Here is a 23937-nt window from a genome sequence, read left to right on the forward strand (position 1 = left end):
CAGGTGTAATCCCAACAAATTTCAAAACAAGACTTGTGCTGCGAGTCGCGCTGATTCAGTATGTTGGCGTGTCCAAAGCAGGGCGCGCCGTTTCAACTAGCGAAAGGAGGTGATCCGATGTCTCATGGTTCAGCAATGGGGTCGGTTCAGTTCGTTCGGGAGACGCGCCGCTGAGCTGAAGCGCGGATGGAAGCCCTCCATCCGTATGGCGAGCGGGAGGTATCCTCCTCCAAACAACGCCCGCCCGCTGCAGCAAAGCGGTCCGCTTGGTCTCCCGGGCTGGAGCTCTCCGGCCGCTGACCATGTCGGAGGTCGCCGGAATCCTTGAAAGGGTTCCGGCGGCCTTCTTCGTTTTGGGAACCGTGCGCGCCGCATTTCCGTTGCGCTTCCAGCAACGGAGGTCTTCATGGAAATGCAGCAATTGCACCGCGGGCGGCTGATCGATCATGTCCATCTGGTGGTGAAGGACCTGCCGTCGAGCCGGCGTTTTTATGGCGCTCTGTTCGATGCGCTGGGCCTGCCGATCGGCGGCGAGGCCGCGGATTATTTCTGGGTGGACGAATTGTTCGTCTCGACGACCGATAGCGCGGCGGCGCAAGGCAAGCTGACCGGGCGCCACCATCTCGCCTTCCAGGCGCAGGACCGGGCGATGGTCGAGGCGTTCCACAAGGCCGGGCTGGCGGCGGGCGGCACCGACAATGGCGAGCCGGGCGAGCGGCCCTATCATCCGGGCTATTACGCCGCCTTCCTGCTCGATCCCGACGGCAACAATATCGAGGCGGTGTTCCATGGCCCCGCCAAGCGCAGCGCGGATTCGGTGGAGATCAGCTTCTAGAAGTGCCATCCTCCCTGCCGGGAAGCCGGGGGGATTTCTGATGCGGTGGATGCTTGCGGGCCTGTTGGCCGTTAGTCTTGGCGGATGCGCGCAGGTTGCGCGGCCAGCCGCGGCAGTCGTCGCGTGCGATGCGCGGTCGATCCTGTCGGTGCCGGGCCAGGCGTGGTGGCGCGAGCAGCGCTGGCGCCATGCCAGCGACGAGGCCGCGAGCCTTGCCTATGCGGTGCTGCTCGACCAGGCGCCGGCCTGGCCCGATTGGTTCGTGCCGGGCGACAGCATCCTGCCGGTGGGCACGCGGCTGCAGATGGCGCTGGCGCCGGGGCAGTCCGAGACGAGCCCGGGCGGGTTCGCGACCTTCGACAATATCTTAGATACCGCGGACGTGCGCCGCTATCTGGCGGTACGCGCGGCATGGAAGCCGCAGATCGACCGCGTCGTCACCTATGAAGTGACGCAGGCGCTGCCGGTACAGGTCGGGCCGGTGGGGCCGCAAATCGACCCGCAAGCCTGTGTGATGCTGCCGGGGCGGTGGTCGCAGGCGAAGCTGCTGGTGCCGGGTGGGGCGCGGATGGACTATCTGCGGGTCATCGAGATGCGGGCTATTCGCTGAATTGGGATGCTGCGAACTTGCTCGTCCATTCCCGCGGCGGCGAGGACCAGGGTTGCTGAGCGACCTGTTGGTTGGCTCTGGGTCCCCGCTTTCGCGGGGATGACGGGGTGTTTCGGTCCGGCTGATCGAAGTGATAGTTAGCTGCGATCAACTTTCGACGATGGGGTGCTCGCCGCGGAGGCGATCGGCGATGCGCTCGACTGCGGCGTTTTCGCCGGCGCCGCCCATCGGCGTGATCTGCCAGTTGCAATGCGGGTGCGTCTCGGGGCTGTAGATGCGCACCTTGCCAAGCACCGACTGCCAGCGCCGACGATTGCCACCGATTTCGCGGAGCAGGGTTTTCACGAACAGGTCGATCAGGTCGCGGTCGGTCATTCGGATGCCAGGCCCTTCAACCGATAGAGCGCTTCGAGCGCCTCGCGGGGGCTCAGCGCATCCACGTCGATCGTGGCGAGCTCGGAGCGCAGCGCGTCGATCTTTTCTTCATCCTGCTCCAGTGCGGCGGCGAAGAGGGGCAAGTCGTCGAGGCCTGCTGCCAGGCCGCCGGTCTTGGCTCGGCCGGCTTCCAATTTGTCGAGCACGGCCTTGGCTCGCTTGAGGGCTGCGGGGGGCATGCCGGCAAGGCGGGCGACGGCGATGCCGAAGCTGCGATCGGCGGGGCCTTCGGCGACTTCATGGAGGAGGACGAGATCGCCCTTCCATTCGCGGGCGCGGACATGGTGGAGGGTGAGCGCGTCGCAGCGTTCGGCGAGGCGGGTGAGCTCATGATAGTGGGTGGCGAACAGGCAGCGGCAGCGATTATCCTCGTGGATCGCCTCGACCACGGCCCAGGCGATGGCTAGGCCGTCATAGGTGGAGGTGCCGCGGCCGACTTCGTCGAGGATGACGAAGCTGCGCGGGGTGGCCTGAGCGAGGATCGCGGCGGTCTCGACCATCTCGACCATGAAGGTCGAGCGGCCGCGGGCGAGATTGTCCGAGGCGCCGACGCGGCTGAACAGGCGATCGACCAGGCCCAGCTTGGCGCGCATGGCGGGGACGTAGCTGCCGGCCTGGGCAAGGACGGCGATCAGCGCGTTCTGGCGGAGGAAGGTCGATTTGCCGCCCATGTTGGGGCCTGTGACCAGCCATAGCCGCGAGCTTTCGGACAGGCTGCAATCATTGGCGACGAAGCGCCCGCCGGACTTGGCGATGGCGGCTTCCACAACCGGATGCCGGCCGCCCTCGACTTCGAAACAGGAATGATCGACCAGCGACGGCCGGGCCCAGCCGCCTTCTGCGGCGCGCTCGGCGAGGGCGGCGGAGACGTCGATGCGGGCCAGAGCGTCGGCGGTGGCGGCGATTGCCTCTCGGGTGGCGAGGGCGGCTTCGGTGAGGTCTTCGAGATGCGCGGCTTCGGCGGCTAGGGCATGGGCGCCGGCCTGGGTTACCTTGATCGCGACTTCGTGGAGATCGGGAGCGTTGAAGCGGACGACGCCGGCGAGAGTCTGCCGGTGGGTGAAGCCGCTATCCGCAGCCATCAAGGTGTCGGCGTTTTTGGCAGCGACTTCGATATGGTAGCCGAGCACGCCGTTATGCTTGATCTTGAGCGCGCCGATGCCAGTGCGTGCGCGGTATTCGGCTTCGAGCGCGGCGATGGCGCGGCGGCCGCCGGCGCCGGCGTCACGAAGATCGTCGAGCGCGGCGTCATAGCCTTCGGCGATATAGCCGCCCTTGTCGGCATCGATCGGGGGCTCGGGGACGAGGGCACGGCTGAGCAAATCGATCAGGCTGCCATGGCCCTGAAGTTGTGGAGCCAGTTCGCGCAGCAATGCGGGGGCGTCGGCGATCGCAGCCAGCCGCTCGGCGAGGCGCCAGGCGCCGTCGAGGCCGTCGCGGAGCTGGCCGAAATCTCGCGGGGAGCCGCGGCCGGCGGCGATGCGGCCGAGCGCGCGGCCGATATCGGGGAGGGCGCGCAAGTTTCCGCGGACAGTATCGCGGAGACCCGGATCGTCGTGGAAGCGCTGGACGAGATCGAGGCGGGCATCGATGCTTGCGCGGTCCATCAGCGGGGCGGCTATGTCCGTGCCGAGCAGGCGCGCGCCGGCGCCCGTGACGGTGCGGTCGACGGCGTCGAGCAGGCTGCCTTTGCGCGCGCCGCTGGCGGTCTGGCAGAGCTCGAGGCTTTCGCGGGTGGCAGCATCGATCGCCATCGCGGCTTCGGCGCGGGTGACGCGGGGCGGTTGGAGGAAGGGGAGCGAACCCTTGGCGGTGTGATCGAGATAGGCGACGAGCCCGCCCGCCGCGGCGAGGGCGGCCCGCGAGAATTGGCCGAAGCCGTCGAGAGTCGCGACTTGGAACAGCCGCTTGAGGCGGACTTCGCCACTGGCGCTGTCGAACTCGGATTTGGGGCGGAGCGCGGTTGCCAGTTCGACGAAGTCCGAGGCTTCGGAGGCGATCGTCTCGGCAGGGGCGAGGCGCGCGATTTCGGCGTCGGCGCGATGGGCATCGCTCTCGATGACATGGAAGATGCCCGTCGAGATATCGGCGCAGGCGATCGCGACCTGGCCGCCGGCTTCGCCGATCGCGGCGCACCAGTTGGCGGTGCGGCTGTCGAGCAGGGTCTCCTCGGTCAGCGTCCCCGCGGTGACCACGCGAACGATGGCGCGGGCGACCAGTGCCTTGGAGCCGGCGCGAGCCTTGGCCTGTTCCGGGGTCTCGGTCTGGTTGGCAATGGCGACGCGGTGGCCGGCCTTGATCAGCCGGGCGAGATAACCGTCCATCGCGTGGACGGGCACGCCGCACATCGGGATGCGTTCGCCTTCATGCTCGCCGCGCGCGGTGAGCGCGATATCGAGCGCGGCGCTGGCGATCTTGGCGTCGTCGAAGAACAGTTCGAAGAAATCGCCCATCCGATAGAAGAGCAGGCAATCCTCCGCCTCGGCCTTGAGGGCGAGATATTGGGCCATCATGGGAGTGGGGGCGGCGGAGGACATGCTGCCCTTCGCTAGACAGGCGCGGCGGATATTCCAAGCGGGGCCGTGACAGCGCCTGTGGAGGGGATTAACGGCGGCGGATGAACGACGGCGCGGACGCTTCAGGAAATTCGGGCGCGCGGCGCCTGTGGCTGCTGCGCTGGCCGATGGGCGCGCTGATGATGCTGGCGGTATTGCTGCCCCTGCTGTTCACGCCGATTCCGCCGCTGATCGATTTGCCGGGGCATCTGGGGCGCTATGCGATCCAGGCGGCGGGGCCGGACAGCCCCCTGCGAAGCTATTTCGATTTCCGCTGGGCGCTGTCGCTCAATCTGGGGGTGGATCTGGCGGTCGAGGGGCTGCGGCATGTGTTCGGACTGGAGGGCGCATTATGGGTAATGGTCGCGGCGACGACTGCGCTGACCGTGCTCGCGCTGGTGCTGATCGCGCGCGCGGCCAATGCGCAAGGGGCCTATGCGCTGACCTGGGCGCTGCCCTTCGTCCACGGCTTTGCCTTTCGCCATGGCTTCGTCAATTTCTCGCTCGGCGCGGCGCTGTCGCTGCTCGGCTTCGCCCTGTGGCTGCATCTGGAGCACCGCCCGAAGCTGCGCGCGGCGCTGATCCTGCCGCTCGCGCCGCTGCTGCTGGTGGTGCACGCGGTAGGCGGGGGATTGCTGATCGTGCTGGTGGGCGGGCGCGAGCTTTGGCGGGCGTGGCGTGGCGAGCGTCAATTTTCCTCCCTCGCGCAGTGGGGGAGGTGGCAGCCGGAGGCTGACGGAGGGGGCGTCTCCGCGAGTGCGTCGCCTGCGGACAGGCCCCCTCCACCACCGCTTCGCGGCGGTCCCCCTCCCCGGTTTCCCCAGGGAGGAATAAGAGTGCTGGCGGCGTGGCCGTTGGCGGGGGGCGTGGCCTTTGCGCTCGGCTTCCTGCTCTTCGGGAATTCGAGCGGCGGGGCGACGCGCTGGGTGCTCGAGCGCAAGCTCGACGGGCTGATGATGGCGGTGCGCGATCAAAATGTTTGGCTTGATCTAGGCACCGTGCTGCTGACTCTCGTGGTGCTGGCGATCGGCTGGCGGCGGGGCGCGCGGATGCGTGAAGCCGGCGCGGTGGTGGCGATGGCGGCATTATTCGTTGCGGCGCCGGCGCTGCTCGCGGGAGTCGCGCATATCGATTCGCGGTTGCTGCCACTGGCGGCGATGCTGGCGCTGGCGCTGATGGACTGGAGCGCAGTCGCGCCGCGGCTGCGGCAAGGGGTGATGTTTGCGGGGCTGGCGCTGTTCGCGGTGCGGCTGGCGATCACGAGCACCGCCTTTGCTGGCTATGGGGCGAGCTATGCCAGCGAATTGAAGGCGCTCGATCATGTCGCCAAGGGCGCGCGCGTGCTGGCCTTCACGCAGGTCGAATGCGGGATGGGCGGGTGGCGCGAGGCGCGGCTCGACCATGTTTCCAACCTAGCGAGCCTGCGGCGCGAGGCATGGGTGAATTCGCATTGGGCGGCGGAGGGCGTGCAGCTGCTGCAGATCCGCTACCGGCCTTCGCCCAATTATTATGCCGACCCGTCCGAGTTCGTCTGGCCGGCGCATTGCCTCGATCCTGCCAAGCCGTTCGAAGCGCGGCCGCGGCACATGATTGGGGAAACGCTGGCGCGCGCGCCACTCGCGGCGGTCGATTATCTGTGGCTGATCGGCACGCGCACACCGGTGGGTTTCGGCGATCCGCGCCTCACTCGCATCTGGTCGAACGGCACGAGCGAACTGTTTGCGGTGCGCACGCCGGTTCCCATTCGGCCTCCAGGGTCCTAAGAGAACTCAGACTAATTCCGGAGAGACAAGAATGTCCGACGACGCGAGCGTCCAGTTTTCCGAGCGCGAGGCGCTGCTTTATCATAGCGAAGGGCGCCCGGGGAAAATCGAGATCATCGCATCGAAGCCAATGGCGACGCAGCGCGATCTGGCGCTGGCCTATTCGCCCGGCGTGGCGGTGCCCGTACTGGCGATCGCGGCGGACCCGGCGCTGGCCTACGACTACACGGCGAAGGGCAATCTGGTCGCGGTGATCTCCAACGGCACCGCTATACTTGGGCTCGGCAATCTCGGCGCGCTGGCATCCAAGCCGGTGATGGAAGGCAAGGCGGTGCTGTTCAAGCGCTTCGCCGATGTCGATTCGATCGATATCGAGCTCAAGACCGAGGATGTCGATCGCTTTATCGACGCCGTCGAGCTGATGGAGCCGAGCTTCGGCGGGATCAATCTTGAGGACATCAAGTCTCCCGAATGTTTCGTGATCGAGCAGACGCTGCGCGAGCGCATGAACATTCCGGTCTTTCATGACGACCAGCACGGCACGGCGATCATTGCCGCAGCGGGGCTGATCAATGCGCTGCATCTGACCGGGCGCGACATCAAGGAAACGAGGATCGTGATGAACGGCGCCGGCGCCGCCGCGATCGCCTGTGCAGAGCTGATCAAGTCGATGGGACTGCCGAGCGGCAATCTGTTGATGTGCGACCGTTCGGGCGTGATCTATCAGGGCCGCGAGAAGGTCAATCAGTGGCAGTCGGCGCATGCCGTCGCCACCGAGGCGCGGACGCTGACCGAGGCGCTGGTCGGCGCCGATGTGTTCATGGGGCTCTCGGCTGCCGGCGCGGTCAGCCAGGACATGGTCCGCGGCATGGCGCCCAATCCGATCATCTTCGCGATGGCCAATCCTGATCCCGAGATCACCCCGCCCGAAGCCAAGGCGGCGCGGCCCGACGCGATCGTTGCCACCGGCCGCTCGGACTATCCGAACCAGGTCAACAACGTGCTCGGCTTCCCCTTCATCTTCCGCGGCGCGCTCGACGTGCGCGCGACGACCATCAACGACGAGATGAAGATCGCCGCGGCCAATGCGCTTGCCGAACTGGCGCGCCAGCAGGTGCCCGAAGAAGTCGCGGCGGCTTATGGCGTCCAGCACAGCTTCGGCCCCGATTATATCATCCCAGCGCCGTTTGATCCGCGGCTGATGGAGATCGTACCGGCGGCAGTGGCGCAGGCGGCGATGGATTCGGGCGTGGCGACCAAGCCGATCCCGAACATGGCGGCATATCGCAAGCAGCTGCGCGCACGACTCAACCCGACAACTTCGGTACTCAGCCTCGCCGACGAGGGCGCGCGCGCGAACCCCAAGCGCGTCATCTTCGCCGAGGGCGAGGAGGAAGTCGTGCTGCGCGCGGCGATCGGCTTCAAGGATGGCGGATATGGTACGCCCGTGCTGGTCGGGCGCGAGAGCGTGCATGACCGGCTGCGCGCGCTGGGCGCCAATCCCGACGATTTCGAGCTGCACAACAGCGTCAATTCGCCGCTGGTGCCGCGGATGGTCGAGTTCCTCTATGGCCGTCTCCAGCGCCGCGGAGTGCTGCGCCGCGATGTCGAACGGATGGTCAATCGCGACCGCAACATCTTCGGTGCGCTGCTGCTGCAGTTGGGCGAAGCCGATGTGATGATCACCGGCGTGACGCGGACCTGGGCCGAATCGATGCGCCAGGTGAAGCGGGTGATCGACTATCAGGAAGGCCGCACCGCATTTGGGATGCACATCCTGGTGGGGCAGTCGCACACCGTGTTCATCGCCGACACGACGGTCAACGAGCGGCCCAATGCCGAGGAACTGGCCAATATCGCCGAGGGCGCGGCCCTGGTCGCGCGGCGCATGGGGCATGAGCCGCGCGTTGCATTCCTCAGCTATTCCAACTTCGGCAATCCCGAGGGGCGCTGGCTCGACAATGTCCGCGGCGCGATCACTGCGCTCGACGCCCGCGAAGTCGAGTTCGAATATGAAGGCGAAATGTCGCCCGACGTTGCGCTCAATCCCAAACAGCTCGCCAATTATCCCTTCGCGCGGCTTTCGGGGCCGGCCAATGTGCTGATCATGCCGGGGCTGCAATCGGCGAACATCTCGGCGAAATTGCTGCGCGAGTTGGGCGGGGATTCGACGATCGGCCCGATCTTGATGGGGATGGAGAAATCGGTGCAGATCGCCCCGATGACCGCGACGGCGAGCGAGCTGGTGACGCTGGCGGTGCTGGCGGCGGGGGGTATCGCCCGCTGATCGAAAGCCGCAGACTGGGGAAGTCGCGGAGACTGCGCTCCAGCGGCTGGTGCAGACCTTCTTCCAGGGATCGGCAGTGAGTGCCGCCACCGCCTTGCTCGGCATGGAGCCCAAGCTGGCGCCCGAGGAGATCGAGGCGCTGCAGCGCGCAATCGACCGTGCGCGAGAGGAGGCCGAGTGATGCAGGCGCTCCCCGGCGGCGGAGTTTTGTCGCGAGCATTCGGGCGATGTGACGCCGCAGCTGATCCGCACCGAGAGGAGCTATTGCCTCTATACGATCCGCTTCTCGATCGTCGCCGAGATGCCGCGTGCGGTCCGCCGCGCCTATTCGCGCAGGCCCGGCCACGCACCGCGCTAGGCGTCGATGCTGCCGCCCATATTGGCATTGACGATGCCGCCATCGACGGTGAGCGTTTCGCCGACAACATAGTCGCCGGCGCGGCTGGCCAAATAGATTGCGGCGCCGGCCATGTCTTCGTCGATGCCGATGCGGCCCGAGGGAATGCGCTTGGCGACGCCGTCCGAATGGTCGCGTGCGGCCTTGTTCATGTCGCTCGGGAAAGCGCCAGGAGCGAGTGAGGAGACCACGATCCGGTCCTGGATCAGCCGCGCAGCCATGCGGCGAGTGAGGTGGATCAGCGCCGCCTTGGAGGCCTGATAGCTATAGGTCTCCCACGGGTTCACGCGCTGGCCGTCGACCGAAGTGATGTTGATCACCTTAGCGGGCCGGGCTTCGCTCGCGGCGGCCTTGAGGAGCGTGTGGAGCGCCTGTGTCAGGAAGAAGGGCGACTTGACGTTGAGATCCATCACCTTGTCCCAGCCGCTTTCGGGGAATTCGGTGAAGGGTACGCCCCAGGCGGCGCCGGCATTGTTGACGAGGATATCGAGCCTTTCCTCGCGCGCTCCGATCGCCGCGGCTAGCGCCTTGCAACCGTCGACTGTCGAGACGTCCATCGGCAACGATATGCAATTGGGGCCGAGCTCGGCGGCGGTGGCGTCGCAGGCCTCGGCCTTGCGGGCCGAGATGTAGACCTTGGCGCCTTGCTGGACGAAGCCCTGGGCAATCATCCGCCCGATGCCGCGCGATCCGCCGGTAACGAGTGCGACGCGGCCGTCGAGGCGGAAGAGCGTGCTGGTGTCCATGAATTATCCTCCCCGTTTCAATGTTTCGCGCGCGATGATGAGCTGCTGGATCTGGCTGGTGCCTTCGTAGATCCGAAACAGGCGCACGTCGCGGTAGAGCCGTTCGATGCCGTAATCGGCGATATAGCCCGCCCCGCCGAAGATCTGCACCGCGCGATCGGCGACGCGGCCGACCATCTCGCTGGCGTAATATTTGGCGGCGGCGGATTCCATGACGACGTTCTCGCCGGCGTCTTTGCGGGTGGCGGTTTCCATGACAAGCGCCTTGGCGGCGAGCGCTTCGGTCTTGGAATCGGCAAGCATTGCCTGGATCAGCTGATGCTCGGCGATGGGCTTGCCGAACTGCTTGCGCTCGGATGCATAGGCCACGCAATCGGCGATCAGCCGCTCTGCGACGCCGACGCAGACCGCGGAGATGTGCAGCCGCCCGCGATCGAGGACCTGCATGGCGATCTTGAAGCCCTGGCCTTCGGCGCCGAGGCGGAGGGAGGCGGGGACGGGGGTATCTTCGAATATGACATCGGCGACCTTGGCGCCCTTTTGCCCCATCTTCTTCTCGGGCTCGCCGATGCTGATTCCCGGCAGGTCGCGCGGGACGAGAAAGGCGGAGACGCCGCGACCACCGGGCTCCTCGCCGGTGCGCGCCATCACGGTGAAGACATGCGCCTTGTCGGCATTGGTGATGAAGCGCTTAGTGCCGGTGAGGCGATAGGTGTCGCCGTCGCGGACCGCGCGGGTTTTGACGGCACCGGAGTCCGATCCGACATCGGGTTCGGTTAGCGCGAAGCTGGCGACGACTTCACCGCTGGCGATCTTCGGCAGCCATTCGGCCTTTTGTTCGGCGGTCCCGGCCATGACGAGGCCCTGCGAGCCGATGCCGACATTGGTGCCGAAGGTCGAGCGGAAGGCGGGGGTGGTGCGGCCGAGCTCGACCGCGACCTTGCATTCCTCGAGCATCGTCAGCCCGAGCCCGCCATATTCCTGGGCGATCGAAAGGCCGAACAGGCCGAGGCCCTTCATCTCCTCGACGATGTGGGTCGGGATCGCATCGGCTTCCTCGACCTCGGCTTCGAGCGGGCGGAGGCGCTCGGCGACGAAGCGGCGGATCGTCTCGATCAGCGTATCGAAAATCTCGGGATCGAGTGCCATTGCCGAAAGCCGTGCCTGTTGTTCGAAGCGCATAGCTATAAAGCGCTGCGAGGCTCGGGCAAGCCATACCCGATATTCCAATCAGCGCGATTGACGGCTCTTGGGCGGCACCTATGCTGCCGCTCCAAGCCTGTGGAGACGATGATGCAAGAAGCCGTGAGCGTACCGCCGATCCGTCAATTGGGGCGGCGATCGACACTGGCCTACGGCTTCGGCGCGGTGGCCTACGGGGTCAAGGATTTCGGCTTTTCGACTTTCCTTCTGCTTTTCTACAATCAGGTGCTGGGGCTCCCCGCGGCGCAGGTGGGTTTCGCGATCATGTGCGCGCTGATTCTCGATGCGTTCATCGATCCGGCGATCGGCTTTCTCTCCGATAATACGCGCAGCCGCTGGGGACGGCGGCATCCCTGGATGTATGCCTCGGCATTGCCGATCGCAGTCGGATGGTGGCTGCTTTGGAACCCGCCCGAGATGTCGCAGGCGCATTTGCTGATCTGGGTGTTTGCAATGTCGGTGCTCGTCCGCACTGCCGTCTCCGCCTATGAAGTGCCGTCGCAGGCGCTGACGCCCGAGCTTTCCGCAGATTATGACGAGCGGACGCGGATCACCGCCTATCGCTATCTGTTCGGCTGGGCGGGCGGCCTGGGAATGCTGGCCATCTCCTATGCCTGGCTGCTGGCGCCAAATGCCGGGCAGGAGAGCGGGCTGCTCAATCGGGAGAGCTATCCGGGCTTTGCCTTGTTCGGCGCAGTTGCGATCTTTGGAGCGATCCTGATCTCGGCGCTCGGCACGCACAAGGAGATTGCGCGGCTGCCCAAGCGCGAGATCGTCAACAAAGCGCTGGGCGCGCATTTCCGCGAGCTGATCGAGACGATCCGCAACCGGGCATTCCTGACGCTGATGCTGGCCGGGCTCTGCTATTATGCGGCGCAGGGGATCAGCTTTGCGCTGGCCAATTATCTCTACGTCCATGTCTGGCGCTTCACCGGCGGGGCGTTCCAGACGCTGGCGCTGGTGATCTTCAGTGGCGTCTTCATTGCGTTCCTGATCGGGCCGCGGGTGGCAAAGCGCGTCGGCAAGCCCAGGGCGGCGATGGGATTCATGACCGCCGCCGCGGCACTGCTCGCCTCGCCATATTTCCTGCGGCTGCTGGGTGTCTTTCCGGATCCAGGCGATCCGGCGATGCTGCCCTTGCTGTTCGCCATCTTCAGCCTGAATACGGCCTGCGGGGTCTCGGCGACGATGCTCGGGGCGTCGATGATGGCCGACGTGGTCGAGGATTCGGAGATCAAGACCGGGCGGCGATCCGAAGGCGTGTTCTTCGCCGGCGCATTCTTCGTCCAGAAATGCTGCAGCGGCCTGGGCATTTTCGCGGCTGGTCTCATCCTCCATTTTGCCGGCTTTCCGGAAGGCGCGAAGCCAGGTTCGGTGCCGGTGATGGCGATAGACCGGCTGACTCTGTTCTTCCTGGTTGGCTATCTCGCGCTCGGCTGGGCGGCGGCGTTCTTTTATCGGCGCTTCCCGTTCGGCAAGGACGAGCATCTGGCGCGCGTGGCGGCGCTGGCAGAGCGGTAATGCCCGCCGAAAGCTGGGCTTCCGGCGGGCACCTTTCCTCCCCAGGAAAGCCTTTCGCTTCAGCCGAGGCGGCCGAGGCGGTGGAAGAGATTGGCGTATTTGATCGATTCAGGGCTGTCCTTGACTGCCTGAAGATGCGTGCCGACGGCGTCGCGGATCAGGCGGAAATCCTCGGTCGAGAAAACGGCGCGGCTGCGCTGTGGTTCGTTCGTCATGTCGATACTCCTTACGCTGCTTGCTTGCTGAACTGGTCGGCTTCGGTCGAGGCGGCATAGGCGGTGGTCGAGCTTTCGCCACCAGCCACTGCCTGGGCTATAAGATCGAAATAGCCGGTGCCGACTTCGCGCTGGTGCTTGGTGGCGGTGTAGCCATTGGCCTCGGCGGCGAACTCGGCCTGCTGGAGCTCGGAATAGGCCGCCATGCCGCGATCCTTGTAGCCGCGCGCCAACTCGAACATGCCGTAATTGAGCTGGTGGAAGCCGGCGAGGGTAACGAACTGGAACTTGTATCCCATCGCGCCCAGCTCGCGCTGGAAGCGGGCGATATCGTCCTTGTCGAGGTTCTTCTCCCAATTGAACGAGGGCGAGCAATTATAGGCCAGCATCTTGTTTGGGTGCTCGCGCTTGATCGCCTCGGCGAACCGGCGAGCGTCCTCCATGTTGGGTTTGCTCGTCTCCCACCAGAGCAGATCGGCATGTTCGGCAAAGGCGAGGCCGCGCTTGATGCAGTGATCGACGCCGGTGCCTTCCTTGAGCCGGTAGAAGCCCTCGGCGGTGCGCTCGCCGGTGAGGAATTCATGGTCGCGCTCGTCGACGTCCGAGGTGATCAGCTTGGCCGATTCCGCGTCGGTGCGGGCGCAGATCACGGTGGGGACGCCGCTGACGTCGGCCGCGAGACGGGCGCTGTCGAGGTTGCGGATATGTGCCTGGGTCGGGATCAGTACCTTGCCGCCGAGATGGCCGCACTTCTTTTCCGAAGCGAGCTGGTCCTCATAGTGCACGCCCGCGGCGCCGGCGGCGATATAGGCCTTCATGATCTCGAAGCAGTTCAATGGCCCGCCGAAGCCGGCTTCGGCATCGGCGACGATCGGTGCGAACCAGTCGCGCTCGGCGCCGCCTTCCGAATGCTCGATCTGGTCGGCGCGCTGGAGGGCGTTGTTGATGCGCTTGCACAATTCAGGGCCGGCATTGGCAGGGTAAAGCGACTGATCGGGATACATCGCGCCCGCCGTGTTGGCGTCGGCCGCAACCTGCCAGCCGGAAAGGTAGATCGCCTTCAGCCCGGCGCGGACCTGCTGCATCGCCTGGTTGCCGCTCATCGCGCCCAGCGAGTTGATATACGGCTCGGTCTTGAGCAATTCCCACAGCTTGAGCGCACCCTTGCGAGCCAGCGTGTGCTCGATAGCGACCGAACCCCGAAGCTTGGCCACGTCCTCTGCCGAATAGGGACGGACGATGCCGTCGAATTGGCCGGTAGGAGCGGGGATCAGGTCTTCGAAGCTGGTGGCCATTGTCGTTTCCTTGACTGAACTGTCATGGGCATAACCAAAATCTTGTCGAAGTTGATAAGGTTTGGGGATCGTTTCGGGTTTTGTTGTCGGTTTGCGCTCCCGCTTGATTGTCATGCTGTAAATAATTTACAAATGCCGGAATGGGTCGGGCATATGGAACATATCCAGAACTTTTCTTGTAGGACAGATAATTCGAATGGCAGAAGGCAAGCTTTTCGCGGGACATCCGGTCCGCCGGTTGCGGCGGCAGATGGGGCTGACGCAAGCGGCGATGGCGGAGGCGCTGGGAGTATCGCCGAGCTATCTCAACCTGCTCGAGCGCAACCAGCGGCCGGTTTCGGCAATGGTGATGCTGCGGCTGGCCGAGACCTATGATTTCGACCTGCGGACACTCAGCGCGAGCGAGCCGGGCGGCGGCGCGGAGGCGCTGCGGCGGCGGCTGGCCGATCCGATCTTCGCCGATCTCGAGATCGATCGGCACCAGATGGAGGAATGGCTGGCCGGGGCGCCGGGTGGGGCGGAAGCCTTTGCGCGAGTCTATGACCGGATGGGCGGCGGCGCAGCGGGCGAGGGCGAGGCGCCCGATCCGCACGGGCAAGTGCGGCGCGAAATCGAGCGCTGGCGCAATCATTTCGCGGATCTCGATACCGCGGCCGAGACCCTGGCCGACGAACTGCGGATGGCGGGCGACATTTATGGCGCGATGGCCGAGCGGCTGCGAGTCAAGCACCAGCTTTCGGTGCGCATCCTGCCCGCCGACGTGTTGGGCGGAAACCTCAAGCGGCTCGACATGCATGCGCGGCAATTGCAGCTGTCCGAGATGCTCGACGCGAGCGCGCGCAGCTTCGCGCTGGCCGAGCAGCTCGCCTGGGAGGCGCGCGACCAGATCGACGCACTGGCGCGGGGCGCGGGGCTGGACCGGCTTGGCGAGCGGCTCTTCCGCCGGCACCTGACCGGCTATTTCGCGGCGGCGGTGATGATGCCCTATGCGCGGTTTCTGCGCGCATGCGAGGCGACCGGATATGATCTCGATATCCTCCAGCGGCGCTTCGGGGCGAGCTTCAGCCAGGTCGCGCACCGGCTGACGACGCTGCAGCGGGTCGGCGCGCGGGGGCTGCCCTTCTTCATGCTGCGCGTCGATCGCGCCGGGCAGATCTCGAAGCGCTATGCCGGGGCGAGCGGATCGCCGCTGGCCGAGGGGCCGGGGATATGCCCACTCTGGGATGTGTTCGCGGCATTCGCGCGGGCAGATGTGGCAGTGACCGATCTTCTGGAAACCGAAGACGGCAGGCGCTGGTTCACGCTGGCGCGCTGCGTGACGCCGCAAGGGGCGGGGCAGGTGCAGGCGCGCTTCGCAGTGGCGCTGGGGCTCGATGCGGCGGATGCGGGAACGCTGGCGGCGGCGCGGGGCATGGACTTGCGCGGGCGGGCGACCCCGGTGGGGCTAGGCTGCCGCGCCTGCACGCGCGTGGATTGCCCGCAGCGCTCCGCGCCGCCTGCGGGACGGGCTATTTTGATTGCCGAGCGCGAGAGCGGCGTGACGCCGCTGGGGTTTGCAGTGGATTAGCCAACACCGTCATCCGGGGGTTCGCGGTATTTGCATTAGTCACTGTTCGAGGATCGGGCCTGGGTTGAGATTCGTACCGCCAAAAACCTCGGCGAAGGAGAATGCCTTCACTGCGCGGTTCGATCCGTCGACGATCTCGATGCGCCAGCCCAGTTCGATGCGGCCTTCGCGGACATCGTCGATCAGCATATCGAGGACAACGCGCACGGCGTGGGAGATCGCCGCGCTATCGCTGGCGCATTCGGTGCCCTCCGAATCCGGGAGCGTCCGCAAGCCGTGATGAAGATGGAAGAAGTAGCGGGGCATTGCGACTCCCGATTGGGCGGGAGCGCAGAAGAGTCTCTCAGTCGCCGCATAGCCGGAATTGCATTCGGTGATGCTAGCTAAATATCTGTAAAAACAAAAAGTTCCGGGGGAAAACCAATTTGAGTTATAGTTCGCTCATCTATCCTGAGATAGCGAAGCGAAATAGCGAGCAGAATATCCGCGGGCGCCGCGACTGAGAGATTCTATTGCTCCCCCCGAAGAAGGGAAAGCACGTGCTGAATTCTCAAAGACTTGTTGCACAATTCACGACGAAGCTCGCAACACGATCGGCGCGCGATCCGGGCGACGCGGAGGCAATGGCATCGCTCGGCTGGAAGCAGCGCAGCGTTCCCGCGGCGAGCTATATCGCCCGCGAGGGCCAGCCGCCGCTGCGCTGCGGCTTCGTTCTCGACGGCTATGCCTATCGCCAGAAACTGACCGTAAACGGCGAGCGCGAGATCGTCTCGATCCTCGTCCCGGGCGATCTGATCGACCTGCAGAACCTGTACCTTCGCGTATCCGATCACGACGTGGTCGCGCTGACCGCGCTGACGCTGGTGGAAGCCCCGATCGATGACTTGCGCGAGCTGGCCAAGGCGCGGCCCTCGATCGCGGCGGCGATGTGGACCGACACGCTGGTCGAGGCATCGATCTATCGCGAATGGCTGCTCAATATCGGCCGCCGCCCGGCCAAGACGCGGCTGGCGCATCTATTGTGCGAATTCCATGCCCGGCTGCGCGTGATCGGGCGCTGCGGCGAAATGGAATATGAGCTGCCGATGACGCAGGAGCAATTGGGCGATGCGATGGGGCTCACTCCGGTGCATGTGAACCGCGTGCTCAAGATGCTGGAAGGCGAGGGCCTGATCAGCCGGCAGAAGCGCCAGATCAAGGTCGTCAACTGGGACCGCATGCGCGCCGCGGCCGATTTCAACGAGCGGTATCTGCATCTGGAGCAGGGCGGCGGGATGGCGACGGTTTCGATTTAGGTTGGTTCAGGCCCCTCCCCTGAAGGGGAGGGGCTAGTAATCAGTCCAAATTCGGGCGGAGGTAGCGCTGAGCCAGTTCGAGGCTCACGCCGCGGCGCTGCGCGTAATCCTCGACCTGGTCCTGGCCGATGCGGGCTACGCCGAAATATTCGGCCTGGGGATGGCCGAAATAGAAGCCGGAGACGGCCGCAGTGGGGAGCATTGCGAAGCTTTCGGTGAGCGAGATGCCGGTCGCGTGGTGCGCGTCGAGCATCTTGAACAGGATCGGCTTTAGGCTGTGCTCGGGGCAGGCGGGATAGCCGGGCGCCGGGCGGATGCCGCGATATTGCTCCTTGATCAGCGCCTCGTTGGTGAGCTGCTCGCCTTCGGCATAACCCCACAAGGCGGTGCGGACATAAAGGTGCAGGCGCTCGGCAAAGGCTTCGGCGAGGCGATCGGCGAGGGCCTTGAGGAGGATGTCGCTATAATCGTCGATTGCGTTCTTGAAGCGCGCGAGGTGTGGCTCGATGCCGTGGATGCCGACTGCGAAGCCGCCGATCCAGTCACCGTCATGGTCGATGAAGTCCGCCAGGCACATGTTGGCGCGGCCTTCGCGCTTGGCGATCTGCTGGCGCAGCATCGGCAGCGTATAGTGAAGCTCGTCCTCGACATGGACGATGATGTCGTCGTCCTGACGGCGGCAGGGCCAGAGCCCGACGACGCCGCGCGCGGTGAGCCATTTTTCGGCGATGACCTTGTCGAGCATCGCCTGGGCGTCGGCGAAAAGCGAAGAGGCGCTTTCGCCGACGATCTTGTCCTCGAGGATCGCGGGATAGTTTCCGGCGAGCTCCCAGGCGCGGAAGAAGGGCGTCCAGTCGATATATTGGCGCAGGTCGTTCAGGTCCCAATCGGGGAAGCTGTGGACGCCAGGCAGGCGCGGCTTGGCGGGCTTGAGGCTCATATCGGCCTCGAAGGCATTGTCGCGCGCCTTTTCGAGGGGGAGCAATTCGCTCTGGCCGCGGCCGGCGCGGGCCTGGCGGACGGCTTCATATTCGCTGGCGATCTTGGCGACATAATCGTCGCGGATCGTATCGCTTACGAGCGTGGTGGCGACGCCGACCGCGCGGCTGGCATCGAGGACGTGGACGACCGGGCCCTTATAGGCCGGCTCGATGCGGAGCGCAGTGTGGACGCGGCTGGTGGTCGCGCCGCCGATCAGGAGCGGCATCGTCATGCCCAGGCGCTGCATCTCTTCGGCGACGGTGACCATCTCATCGAGCGACGGCGTGATCAGGCCCGATAGGCCGATCATGTCGGCGTCATTCTCGTTGGCGGCCTCGATGATCTTGGACCAGGGGACCATCACGCCGAGATCGACGACGTCGAAGCCGTTGCACTGGAGGACGACGCCGACGATGTTCTTGCCGATATCGTGGACGTCACCCTTGACCGTGGCCATGATGATCTTGCCCTTGCCCTTGGCGCCGGGCTCTTTCGAGGCCTCGATATAGGGCAGCAAATGGGCGACGGCCTTTTTCATTACTCGGGCGGATTTCACGACTTGCGGCAGGAACATCTTGCCCGAGCCGAACAAGTCGCCGACGACATTCATGCCGTCCATCAGCGGACCTTCGATGACTTCGATCGGGCGGGCGAAGGCCAGGCGGCATTCCTCGGTATCCTCGACCACATATTGGTCGATGCCCTTGACCAGGGCATGCTCGAGCCGCTTCGAGACTTCCCAGCCGCGCCATTCGGCCATCTGCTTCTCGGCGACGGCATCGGTGCCCTTGAACTTCTCGGCGAGCGCGATGAGGCGTTCGGTGGCGTCGGGGTCGCGGTTGAGGATCACGTCCTCGCAGGCGGTGCGCAGCTCGGGATCGATCTGGTCGTAGATATCGAGCTGGCCGGCATTGACGATCGCCATGTCCATGCCTGCAGGAATGGCATAATATAGGAACACCGAGTGCATCGCCTTGCGGACCGGCTCGTTGCCGCGGAAGCTGAAGCTCAGGTTCGATAGGCCGCCCGAGATGTGGACGTGCGGGCAGCGGGCCTTGATCTCGCGGGTCGCCTCGATGAAGTCGACGCCGTAATTGTTATGCTCCTCGATGCCGGTGGCGACTGCGAAGACGTTGGGATCGAAGATGATGTCTTCGGGCGGGAAGCCGATGCCGGTCAGCAGCTTATAGGCGCGCTCGCAGATCTCGACCTTGCGGGCTTGGGTGTCGGCCTGGCCGGTCTCGTCGAACGCCATGATCACCGCGGCGGCGCCGTATGCCATGCATTTGCGGGCGTGCTCGAGGAACTGGGCCTCGCCTTCCTTCATGCTGATCGAATTGACGATCGGCTTGCCCGAGACGCACTTCAGGCCGGCTTCGATCACGTCCCATTTGGAGCTGTCGATCATCACCGGCACGCGGGCGATATCGGGCTCGGCGGCGATCAGCTTGAGGAAGGTGGTCATCGCGTAATGCGCGTCCAACAGGCCTTCGTCCATGTTGACGTCGATCACCTGGGCGCCGTTCTCGACCTGCTGGCGGGCGACTTCGACGGCGCGGGTGTAATCGCCGGCCATGATCAGCTTCTTGAAGGCGGCCGAACCGGTGACGTTGGTGCGCTCGCCAACGTTTACGAAGGAAGTGGAGGAGGGGGTGGTCATATCAGTTCCATCGTCATCCCCGCGAAAGCGGGGACCCAGGGTAATGAAGCGAGCCACTGGGGCTCTGGGTCCCCGCTTTCGCGGGGATGACGGCTGCTAGGCCGCCATCGTGAAGGGTTCGAGGCCGGCCAGACGCGTGCGGACTTCGGGGACGGCGATGCGGCGCGGTTCGAGGTTTTTCACTGCCTGTGCGATCGCGGCGATATGCGCCGGGGTCGAGCCGCAGCAGCCGCCGAGGACATTGACCTGGCCGGCATCGGCCCATTCCTTGACCAGCGCCGCGGTCGTTTCGGGCGCTTCATCATAGGCGCCGAGCTCGTTGGGGAGGCCGGCATTGGGATAGACCATGATCAGCGTGTCGCAGAGCGCGCTGAGCGTCTTGACGTGGGGGCGGAGCTGCTCGGCGCCGAACGAGCAATTGAGGCCGATCGTCACCGGATTGGCGTGGCGGATCGCGGCCCAGAATGCCTCGACGGTATGGCCGGAAAGGTTGCGGCCGGACAGGTCGGTGAGCGTCATCGACATCATGATCGGAAGATCGCGGCCGAGATCGTGCGCCGCCTCGAGCGCGGCCATCACTCCGGCCTTGGCGTTGAGGGTGTCGAACACCGTCTCGATCAGGATGAAATCGACCCCGCCTTCGACGAGAGCGTCGATCTGCTCACGGTACACGTCTTTGAGGTAATCGAAGTCGATCTCGCGATAGCCGGGGTCGTTGACGTCGGGCGACAGCGATAGGGTCTTGTTGGTCGGTCCGAGCGCGCCGGCGACGAAGCGGGGGCGGCCGTCCATGGCCTGGAATTCGTCGGCAATCGAACGGGCGAGCTTTGCGGATTCGACATTGATCTCGCGGACGAGATGCTCGGCGCCGTAATCGGCCTGGCTGATGCGATTGGCGGAGAAGGTGTTGGTTTCGGCGATATCGGCGCCCGCCTCGAAATAGGCGCGGTGGATGCTGGCCGGCACCTCCGGCTTGGTCAGCGCGAGGATGTCGTTATTGCCCTTTTGATCGTGCGACAGGCCGAGATCGCCGGCATAGCAGGCTTCGGCGAGCTTCCAGTTCTGGATCTCGGTGCCGAACGCGCCGTCGGTGATCAGGATACGCTTGGCGGCTTCGGCCAGCAGCTTTTCACGGGCGGTCATTTCGGGCGCACTCCCAGGAGGTGGCAGATCGCGTAGCTGAGCTCGGCGCGGTTGAGGGTGTAGAAATGGAACTGGCGGACGCCGCCTGCATAGAGCTTGCGGCAGAGCTCGGCGGCGAGCGTCGCGGCCACCAGTTGGCGCGCGGCGGGGTGATCGTCGAGCCCCTCGAACAGCCGCGCCATCCAGGCCGGCACGTCGGTGCCGCACATCGCCGACATCTTCTGGACCGCGGCAAAGCTCATCACCGGCATGATGCCGGGGACGATCTCGGCAGTGATCCCGGCCTTGGCGGCGTCGTCGCGAAAGCGGAAGAAGGTGTCGGGCTCGAAGAAGAACTGGGTGATCGCGCGGGTCGCGCCGGCGTCGATCTTGGCCTTGAGATTGTCGAGATCGGCAGTCGCGTCGGGCGAATCCGGATGGCATTCGGGATAGGCCGCGACCGAGATTTCGAACGGATGCAGCTTGAGCAGGCCGGCGACGAGATCGGCGGCGTTTTCATAGCCGCCGGGATGGGTGGCGTATTTCGCGCCCGCGGTGGGCGGATCGCCGCGAAGCGCGACGATATGGCGCACCCCCGCATTCCAATATTCATGCGCGACCTGATCGATTTCCTCGCGGGTCGCCTCGACGCAGGTGAGGTGTGCAGCCGCAGGAATGCCGGTTTCGGCGGCGATGCGCGCGACGGTGTTGTGCGTGCGCTCGCGCGTGGTGCCGCCGGCGCCATAGGTGACCGACACGAAGCGGGGGCCGAGCGGGGAGAGGGTCTGGATCGATTCCCAGAGCGTCTCTTCCATCTTCTCGGTCTTGGGCGGGAAGAATTCGAACGACAGGTCGATATCCCCAGCCACGTCCGCGAACAGCGGCGCCGCGTGTGGGTTCACTTCACTCATGCCGCTTTCACTTTCTGCGCGGGCTCGCCGGTCTTTCGGCCAAGCCATAGTTTGACGGTCAGTTCACCGCCTTCGAGCGTCTTGACCTGAACAGGGGCGAGGCCGTGCGCCTCGAACCAGCCGAGCACCTGTTCGTCGGAAAATCCCAGGCGGGTATGCGCGTCGCGCGAACGAAGTTCCTCGCGCTCGTGCGGGGCGAAATCGGCAATGAGCAGGCGCCCGCCGGGCGAAAGCACGCGTGCCGCTTCGCCAATCGCGGCGCCGGGCTGCTGGGCGAAATGGAGGACGTGGTGGAAGATCGCAGCATCCGCGCCGCCATCGGCGAGCGGGAGCGCATAGAGATCGGCCTGACGCAACTCGGTATTGGCGAGGCCGCGCTCGGAGAGCTTGGCGCGCGCCAGGCGCAGCATTTCGGACGAACGATCGATGCCGAGCGCATGGCTGGCCTGCGGCGCGAACAGTTCGAGCATGCGGCCGGTGCCGGTGCCGATATCGATCAACGTGCCGAGCGGCGCACAACCCAGCGCCTTGGCCATCGCCGCTTCGACTTCGCTATCGGCGACATGGAGCGAGCGGATCGCATCCCATTCGGCGGCATTGACTTCGAACCATTCGGCGGCGGCGCTGGCGCGATCGGCGCGGACTGCGGCGAGGCGCGCTTCATCGGCGACGGTCCAGTGATCGGCCTCGCCCCAGCTGTCGAGTGCGACGAGGATCGGCTTGACCTTGGCATCGGCACCCAGCGCGACGAATACCCAGCTGCCTTCCTTGCGACGCTCGGCCATGCCGGCATCGCACAGGATCTTGACGTGACGGCTCACGCGCGGCTGGCTTTGTCCGAGCACCTGCGCGAGCTCGCCGACCGACAGCTCCATCGAACGGAGCAACGCGAGGATGCGCAGTCGTGTCGAATCCGCTAATGCGCGGAAGATGGCGAGGGCCTGATTCATGCGTTTCCGTCTCTGGGGCATAGAGATATAAAGATATCTTTATATCAGGTCAACGCAGCTTATCCGCAGCATAGGTTGTTGCTTATCCGAAGCCGGGTCGGTTAGCGCTGGGACAGATCGAATTCGAAAAGGAAATAGGATGCGCAAGGCTCTGCTTCTCCCCCTCGCCGCGATCGCGGTGCTCGGCCTTTCGGCATGCGGCAAGAAGGCCGCCAACGAAGCCGCCGAGGCCAATGAATCGGTGAGTGGCGACAGCAACACGATGGGCGAAGCCGTCAGCGACGTGAATGCGGCCGAGAATGCGGCATTCGGTGCCGCCGAAAACGCCTATGCCGATGTGCCGACGAACGACAGCAGCGGCGACGGCGACGGCAACGAGATCATGGAATGATGCGCGCGGCGCCCTTGCTTCTGCTGCTCGCATTGGCCGCGTGCGGCGGTGGCGAATCCACCCAGGGCGGGCTCTCGAAGAGCGAGAATCGCGAGCTTGACCAAGCGGCAGCATCGATCGACGTCAATGCCATGGACAATACCGAGTCCGCGCAGTGACCGGCGCGCGGGCTTTGGGCGGGAGCGGGCTGACGACGCCGCCGCTCGTGCTCGGCGGCAATGTATTCGGCTGGACGGCGGACAAGGCAGCGAGCTTTGCCGTACTCGATCGCTTTGCCGATGCGGGCGGAACGCTGATCGACACCGCCGACGTCTATTCGGCCTGGGTGCCCGGGCATCAAGGCGGCGAATCCGAGGCGCTGATCGGCGCGTGGCTCAAGGCTTCGGGCAAGCGCATGCAGGTTGCGACCAAGGTCGGGATGCTGCCGGGTGAGGGCGGCGACAAGCTTGCGCCGGCGCGGATCGCGGCGGCGTGCGATGCCTCGCTCAAGCGGCTGGGGGTCGAGACGATCGACTTGTATTTCGCGCACCAGGACGATGACGGCGTACCGCAGGAAGAGGTGCTGGGCGCGTTCGCGCGGCTGATCGAAGCAGGCAAGGTGCGCGCATTGGGCGCCTCCAATTTCTCCGCCGAGCGGCTGGCTTCGGCGCTGGCGGTGGCGAAGCGCGAGAGGCTACCGCGCTACGAAGTGCTCCAGCCCGAATATAATCTGGTGAGCCGAGCTGAATTCGAAGGCGCGCTGCAGAATCTGTGCGTCGCCGAGAATATCGGCGTAGTGCCCTATTATGGGCTCGCCTCGGGTTTCCTGACCGGCAAGTATCGCTCGAAGGACGATCTCGGCCAATCGGTGCGGGGCGGACGGATGGGCGCGTTGCTCGACGGCAACGGCGCGGGCATGCTTGCAGCGATGGACCAGGTGGCGGCGGAGACGGGCGCGAGCCTGGCGCAGATTGCTCTCGCGTGGCTCGCGGCGCAGCCAGGGGTGACGGCGCCGATCGCGAGCGCGACTTCGGTGGCGCAATTGGATGAGCTGATCGGAAGCTGGGATGTGGCGTTGACCGCGGAGCAACTTGCGCGGCTGACGGCGGCGGGCGCTTAAGCCTGTTCCCCTGCGAAGGCAGGGGTCCAGACTTAGAGTTAAAGGCGCTAACATGCGCGCTGTCGGGCGCGATTTTTTTTGGGCTCGGCCCCGGTCTTC

Annotated in this window: 22 protein-coding genes; 11 read left to right on the plus strand and 11 right to left on the minus strand. The window is 65.3% G+C overall.

Going from position 1 to position 23937, the window contains the following annotated elements:
- Positions 1–412: 412 nt before the first annotated feature.
- Positions 413–835: a VOC family protein gene (locus tag ACZZZM_RS05895; protein WP_463594175.1), complete on the plus strand. Its 423-nt coding sequence runs from the start codon at positions 413–415 to the stop codon at positions 833–835.
- Positions 836–875: 40 nt separating this feature from the next.
- Positions 876–1445 carry a hypothetical protein gene (locus ACZZZM_RS05900; protein ID WP_463594176.1) on the plus strand — a complete coding sequence of 190 codons (570 nt, stop codon included), beginning with the start codon at positions 876–878 and terminating at the stop codon, positions 1443–1445.
- A 147-nt stretch (positions 1446–1592) separates the two neighbouring features.
- Here the strand turns inward: ACZZZM_RS05900 and ACZZZM_RS05905 are convergent, their stop codons facing one another.
- Positions 1593–1820, minus strand: a complete 228-nt coding sequence (locus tag ACZZZM_RS05905; RefSeq protein WP_463594177.1) for a hypothetical protein — start codon at positions 1818–1820, stop codon at positions 1593–1595.
- Positions 1817–4393 (minus strand): DNA mismatch repair protein MutS, encoded by a 2577-nt coding sequence (gene mutS, locus ACZZZM_RS05910; RefSeq protein ID WP_463596391.1) that lies wholly within the window; start codon positions 4391–4393, stop codon positions 1817–1819. Before mutS ends, ACZZZM_RS05905 begins: the two co-directional genes overlap by 4 nt.
- 104 nt (positions 4394–4497) lie before the next feature.
- Between mutS and ACZZZM_RS05915 the strand changes: the two genes are divergently transcribed.
- The 3 genes from ACZZZM_RS05915 (at position 4498) to ACZZZM_RS05925 (ending at position 8843) form a co-directional block, all read left to right on the plus strand.
- A complete protein-coding gene (locus ACZZZM_RS05915) occupies positions 4498–6198 on the plus strand; it encodes a hypothetical protein (RefSeq protein WP_463594178.1) in 1701 nt (566 codons plus the stop codon).
- Between the two features lie 31 nt (positions 6199–6229).
- Complete coding sequence (locus ACZZZM_RS05920) at positions 6230–8485, plus strand: NADP-dependent malic enzyme (protein ID WP_463594179.1); 2256 nt, start codon at positions 6230–6232, stop codon at positions 8483–8485.
- Positions 8486–8714: 229 nt separating this feature from the next.
- Complete coding sequence (locus ACZZZM_RS05925; RefSeq protein WP_463594180.1) at positions 8715–8843, plus strand: hypothetical protein; 129 nt, start codon at positions 8715–8717, stop codon at positions 8841–8843.
- On the opposite strand, the gene ACZZZM_RS05930 is transcribed toward ACZZZM_RS05925, so the two are convergent.
- Positions 8840–9628 carry an SDR family oxidoreductase gene (locus ACZZZM_RS05930; RefSeq protein WP_463594181.1) on the minus strand — a complete coding sequence of 263 codons (789 nt, stop codon included), beginning with the start codon at positions 9626–9628 and terminating at the stop codon, positions 8840–8842. The genes ACZZZM_RS05925 and ACZZZM_RS05930 overlap by 4 nt on opposite strands.
- A 3-nt stretch (positions 9629–9631) precedes the next feature.
- Positions 9632–10777, minus strand: coding sequence for an acyl-CoA dehydrogenase family protein (locus ACZZZM_RS05935; RefSeq protein ID WP_463596392.1), 1146 nt, complete (start codon positions 10775–10777; stop codon positions 9632–9634).
- A 144-nt stretch (positions 10778–10921) separates the two neighbouring features.
- Between ACZZZM_RS05935 and ACZZZM_RS05940 the strand changes: the two genes are divergently transcribed.
- Positions 10922–12352, plus strand: a complete 1431-nt coding sequence (locus tag ACZZZM_RS05940) for an MFS transporter (RefSeq protein ID WP_463594182.1) — start codon at positions 10922–10924, stop codon at positions 12350–12352.
- Between the two features lie 59 nt (positions 12353–12411).
- Here the strand turns inward: ACZZZM_RS05940 and ACZZZM_RS05945 are convergent, their stop codons facing one another.
- Complete coding sequence (locus ACZZZM_RS05945) at positions 12412–12567, minus strand: hypothetical protein (RefSeq protein WP_463594183.1); 156 nt, start codon at positions 12565–12567, stop codon at positions 12412–12414.
- Positions 12568–12578: 11 nt separating this feature from the next.
- On the minus strand, positions 12579–13862 hold the full coding sequence (aceA, locus tag ACZZZM_RS05950) for an isocitrate lyase (protein WP_463594184.1): 1284 nt from the start codon (positions 13860–13862) through the stop codon (positions 12579–12581).
- Between the two features lie 196 nt (positions 13863–14058).
- Here aceA and ACZZZM_RS05955 point away from each other — a divergent pair, with 196 nt between their 5' ends.
- A complete protein-coding gene (locus ACZZZM_RS05955; protein ID WP_463594185.1) occupies positions 14059–15429 on the plus strand; it encodes a helix-turn-helix domain-containing protein in 1371 nt (456 codons plus the stop codon).
- A 39-nt stretch (positions 15430–15468) separates the two neighbouring features.
- Here the strand turns inward: ACZZZM_RS05955 and ACZZZM_RS05960 are convergent, their stop codons facing one another.
- Entirely contained in the window at positions 15469–15735 is a 267-nt protein-coding gene (locus ACZZZM_RS05960) for a DUF6894 family protein (protein ID WP_463594186.1), read from the minus strand.
- A gap of 317 nt (positions 15736–16052) precedes the next feature.
- On the opposite strand from ACZZZM_RS05960, the gene ACZZZM_RS05965 reads away from it, so the two are divergent.
- Positions 16053–16724, plus strand: a complete 672-nt coding sequence (locus ACZZZM_RS05965; RefSeq protein WP_463594187.1) for a Crp/Fnr family transcriptional regulator — start codon at positions 16053–16055, stop codon at positions 16722–16724.
- A gap of 40 nt (positions 16725–16764) precedes the next feature.
- Here ACZZZM_RS05965 and metH read toward each other — a convergent pair whose 3' ends face one another.
- The 4 genes from metH to ACZZZM_RS05985 all read right to left on the minus strand — a co-directional run bounded on the left by metH (position 16765) and on the right by ACZZZM_RS05985 (position 22348).
- Positions 16765–19365: a methionine synthase gene (gene metH / locus ACZZZM_RS05970; RefSeq protein ID WP_463594188.1), complete on the minus strand. Its 2601-nt coding sequence runs from the start codon at positions 19363–19365 to the stop codon at positions 16765–16767.
- Positions 19366–19461: 96 nt separating this feature from the next.
- Positions 19462–20508, minus strand: coding sequence for a homocysteine S-methyltransferase family protein (locus ACZZZM_RS05975; protein ID WP_463594189.1), 1047 nt, complete (start codon positions 20506–20508; stop codon positions 19462–19464).
- Entirely contained in the window at positions 20505–21398 is an 894-nt protein-coding gene (gene metF / locus ACZZZM_RS05980) for a methylenetetrahydrofolate reductase (RefSeq protein WP_463594190.1), read from the minus strand. The genes ACZZZM_RS05975 and metF overlap by 4 nt, the downstream gene beginning before the upstream one ends.
- Positions 21395–22348: an ArsR/SmtB family transcription factor gene (locus ACZZZM_RS05985; RefSeq protein WP_463594191.1), complete on the minus strand. Its 954-nt coding sequence runs from the start codon at positions 22346–22348 to the stop codon at positions 21395–21397. Before ACZZZM_RS05985 ends, metF begins: the two co-directional genes overlap by 4 nt.
- Before the next feature lie 139 nt (positions 22349–22487).
- Here ACZZZM_RS05985 and ACZZZM_RS05990 point away from each other — a divergent pair, with 139 nt between their 5' ends.
- Genes ACZZZM_RS05990 through ACZZZM_RS06000 form a run of 3 tightly spaced genes read left to right on the plus strand, consistent with a single transcriptional unit; the run spans position 22488 to position 23838 of the window.
- Positions 22488–22739 (plus strand): hypothetical protein, encoded by a 252-nt coding sequence (locus ACZZZM_RS05990; protein ID WP_463594192.1) that lies wholly within the window; start codon positions 22488–22490, stop codon positions 22737–22739.
- Positions 22736–22897 (plus strand): hypothetical protein, encoded by a 162-nt coding sequence (locus ACZZZM_RS05995; protein WP_463594193.1) that lies wholly within the window; start codon positions 22736–22738, stop codon positions 22895–22897. Before ACZZZM_RS05990 ends, ACZZZM_RS05995 begins: the two co-directional genes overlap by 4 nt.
- Positions 22894–23838 carry an aldo/keto reductase gene (locus tag ACZZZM_RS06000; RefSeq protein WP_463594194.1) on the plus strand — a complete coding sequence of 315 codons (945 nt, stop codon included), beginning with the start codon at positions 22894–22896 and terminating at the stop codon, positions 23836–23838. The genes ACZZZM_RS05995 and ACZZZM_RS06000 overlap by 4 nt, the downstream gene beginning before the upstream one ends.
- The last annotated feature ends 99 nt before the right edge of the window (positions 23839–23937 follow it).

The organism is Sphingomonas sp. AC522 (genome assembly GCF_979258125.1).

Bases quoted from the DNA above. Each gene is read 5' to 3' on its own strand.
- ACZZZM_RS05960 (WP_463594186.1), bottom strand. From the start codon at position 15,735: ATGCCCCGCTACTTCTTCCATCTTCATCACGGCTTGCGGACGCTCCCG.
- ACZZZM_RS05915 (WP_463594178.1), top strand. From the start codon at position 4,498: ATGAACGACGGCGCGGACGCTTCAGGAAATTCGGGCGCGCGGCGCCTG.
- ACZZZM_RS05940 (WP_463594182.1), top strand. From the start codon at position 10,922: ATGCAAGAAGCCGTGAGCGTACCGCCGATCCGTCAATTGGGGCGGCGA.
- ACZZZM_RS05965 (WP_463594187.1), top strand. From the start codon at position 16,053: ATGGCATCGCTCGGCTGGAAGCAGCGCAGCGTTCCCGCGGCGAGCTAT.
- ACZZZM_RS05975 (WP_463594189.1), bottom strand. From the start codon at position 20,508: ATGACCGCCCGTGAAAAGCTGCTGGCCGAAGCCGCCAAGCGTATCCTG.
- ACZZZM_RS05895 (WP_463594175.1), top strand. From the start codon at position 413: ATGCAGCAATTGCACCGCGGGCGGCTGATCGATCATGTCCATCTGGTG.
- ACZZZM_RS05935 (WP_463596392.1), bottom strand. From the start codon at position 10,777: ATGGCACTCGATCCCGAGATTTTCGATACGCTGATCGAGACGATCCGC.
- ACZZZM_RS05995 (WP_463594193.1), top strand. From the start codon at position 22,736: ATGATGCGCGCGGCGCCCTTGCTTCTGCTGCTCGCATTGGCCGCGTGC.
- mutS (WP_463596391.1), bottom strand. From the start codon at position 4,393: ATGATGGCCCAATATCTCGCCCTCAAGGCCGAGGCGGAGGATTGCCTG.
- ACZZZM_RS05920 (WP_463594179.1), top strand. From the start codon at position 6,230: ATGTCCGACGACGCGAGCGTCCAGTTTTCCGAGCGCGAGGCGCTGCTT.
- ACZZZM_RS05990 (WP_463594192.1), top strand. From the start codon at position 22,488: ATGCGCAAGGCTCTGCTTCTCCCCCTCGCCGCGATCGCGGTGCTCGGC.
- ACZZZM_RS05930 (WP_463594181.1), bottom strand. From the start codon at position 9,628: ATGGACACCAGCACGCTCTTCCGCCTCGACGGCCGCGTCGCACTCGTT.
- metF (WP_463594190.1), bottom strand. From the start codon at position 21,398: ATGAGTGAAGTGAACCCACACGCGGCGCCGCTGTTCGCGGACGTGGCT.
- ACZZZM_RS05985 (WP_463594191.1), bottom strand. From the start codon at position 22,348: ATGAATCAGGCCCTCGCCATCTTCCGCGCATTAGCGGATTCGACACGA.
- ACZZZM_RS05905 (WP_463594177.1), bottom strand. From the start codon at position 1,820: ATGACCGACCGCGACCTGATCGACCTGTTCGTGAAAACCCTGCTCCGC.
- aceA (WP_463594184.1), bottom strand. From the start codon at position 13,862: ATGGCCACCAGCTTCGAAGACCTGATCCCCGCTCCTACCGGCCAATTC.
- ACZZZM_RS05955 (WP_463594185.1), top strand. From the start codon at position 14,059: ATGGCAGAAGGCAAGCTTTTCGCGGGACATCCGGTCCGCCGGTTGCGG.
- ACZZZM_RS05900 (WP_463594176.1), top strand. From the start codon at position 876: ATGCGGTGGATGCTTGCGGGCCTGTTGGCCGTTAGTCTTGGCGGATGC.
- ACZZZM_RS05945 (WP_463594183.1), bottom strand. From the start codon at position 12,567: ATGACGAACGAACCACAGCGCAGCCGCGCCGTTTTCTCGACCGAGGAT.
- metH (WP_463594188.1), bottom strand. From the start codon at position 19,365: ATGACCACCCCCTCCTCCACTTCCTTCGTAAACGTTGGCGAGCGCACC.